Below are 1,808 nucleotides of genomic sequence, written 5' to 3' on the forward strand. Positions count from 1 at the left end.
GTAGAAGCTTCCGTTTTTAGTAGCTAGAATACCATAGAAGTTGCCTGCGTCATAATTTACTCTGAAGTATGTTCCATTGGTAATGTCAACATCTAAAGTAAGGTCTTCAATGGTAGGGTCCTGAGATAGATTTCCATCAAAGGCTAAATGTTTGATACCTGTTCCATCGTTAGATACTATGTATCCATGCCAGGAGTTGTTGTCGTAGATTAGTTCTACGCCTAACGCGTTACCATCTACGTCAAATGTTTTAGCGGTAGCATCGTTGTTAATACTGTTTCCGAAACTTAAAAGTGTAGTTTTATTGCCACTGTTATTACTAATTAAGGTAAATATGTTTTCTCCCTCTTTGACTATTTTAATACCCCTAGGTTGGGTTATGAGAGCAGGATTATCAATAGTGATGGCTTCAATATTTGTGTGTGGCGAGTCTATACCATTGGCAAATGTAATTTTCCAGACTATTGAGCTAGAGAAGTCATTGAGTAAGGCATACCAAGTGTCATTTTCTTGGATAAAATCTAAGTCATAGGGGCCTGTTAATACCCCCCCTATATTTCCTAAATCATTTACGGTAGGATTTGACGAGATGTCATTTCCATAGTCGAGTCTGTAGATTTTTTTGTTTGCGCTATTAAAGACTGAAATAAAGGAGAAGAAATTTTCTTGGTCTTTAATAGTTCTTAGGGCGACTTTGCTAGCAGCGTTAAGGGTAGCAATATCGGTGTTTAATGTCCCATTTTCGAGTAAATCCCCACTACAGAAATCCCAAAGGAAAGAGTCAGCATTGATGGAGTTATTGTTTATTGATATTGTTTCGTTCTGACAAGCAGTAGGCTCTAGCGCAAAGGAAGCAGTAGGTGCAGAGGCCTGTTGAATGGAGACTGTTTTGGTTACGAGTTCATCACAGCCCTGATTTGATCTAGCGGCAAGGGTTACTTCATAGTCTCCAGGGTTGTCAAATGTAAATTGAGGGTTTTGTTGATCAGAAGAGCCTAATCCATCAAAGTCCCATGCCCAATCAGTGATATAGTCATCAGCTAAAGAGAGGTCTTCTCCAGTAAAATTGACAGGGATATTTTCGATGGTTTGATCATAGGAGAAGTCTGCTTTGTCAGAATCAGAGACGGTAATAATTTGTGTAGAAGAGGTTTCGCAATTTGCAAGGTTGGAGACAGTGAGTCTGATTTCATAGTCTCCTGTGGCGCTGAAGGTATAAGTTGGGTTTTGGTCAGTGGAGCTTCCCGTTTCATCTCCAAAATCCCATGTGTAAGTTGTGATATCTGATCCTGTAGAGGCATCGGTAAACTGAATCGCCTCTTCGAAACAGTTGTTGGTATAAGAGAAGGCGACCGTGGGGCCTTCTATGATCTCAATGTCATCAGAGTAGACAGAGGTGGTACAGCCAGGTATCATAGCAGTGAGGGAGACTGTTTTGGTACCTGCATCAGCAAAAGCATAGACGGGGTTTTTGTCAGAGGAAGTCGTTCCATCACCAAAGTCCCAGAGATAGGATACAGCATCAGAGGCGCCATTTTCATGGGTTAGATTCGTAAATGTAATGTCAGAATTGCTGCAAAGAGATGAAGCTGCGTACTCAAATTCAGGATCAGTAGGAGAGTTATAGAGTGTGATTTCTTGTGAGCTGGTGTTGGAACAGCCATCCAGGCTAGAGACGGATAATGTTACAGTATAGCTCCCTATTCCATCTACATCAAAGTTATAACTGGGATTAGCAATATTACTATCTTCTACACCGTCCCCGTTGAAGTCCCAAGAGTAGGAGGCAATGTCTCCATCATCTATGG

At 41.2% G+C, this 1,808-nt stretch carries 1 protein-coding gene; it reads right to left on the reverse strand.

Annotation, left to right across the window (positions count from 1 at the left end; genetic code table 11):
* Positions 1-1,808: PKD domain-containing protein (locus Q4526_RS16420; protein WP_215978232.1), on the reverse strand; the 1,808-nt coding region annotated here is incomplete at both ends.

Origin of the sequence: Gilvimarinus sp. 2_MG-2023 (genome assembly GCF_030547685.1) — a bacterium.
Taxonomy (GTDB): domain Bacteria; phylum Pseudomonadota; class Gammaproteobacteria; order Pseudomonadales; family Cellvibrionaceae; genus Gilvimarinus.